Source organism: Cobetia sp. SIMBA_158, assembly GCF_046566945.1.
Lineage (GTDB): Bacteria > Pseudomonadota > Gammaproteobacteria > Pseudomonadales > Halomonadaceae > Cobetia > Cobetia amphilecti.
Map to the genome: position 1 here is coordinate 1 of NZ_JAWJYL010000965.1, position 242 is coordinate 242.

At 39.7% G+C, this 242-nt stretch carries 1 protein-coding gene; it reads right to left on the minus strand.

Translation table 11 applies throughout. From position 1 onward, the window contains the following. The coding region (locus R2R70_RS22675; RefSeq protein ID WP_410979297.1) for an HD-GYP domain-containing protein at positions 1-242 on the minus strand (242 nt) is incomplete at both ends.

The window sequence follows — 242 nt, forward strand, 5'->3', positions numbered from 1 at the left end:
GTAACACAATAGAACCATTTGGATAATGGGCAATACTACGTTTTAATGCTTCTACTACCCGTGAATCAAACAATGTACCACTGCCAGAATCAATTATGTTAACTCCTTGATGCGGCAACATTTTTTTTCGATATACACGATTGGAAGTCACTGCATCGAATACATCCGCCACCGCAATAATCTTTGCATAAGGATGAATTTCATGATCGACTAGTCCTCTAGGGTACCCGCTTCCATCTAAT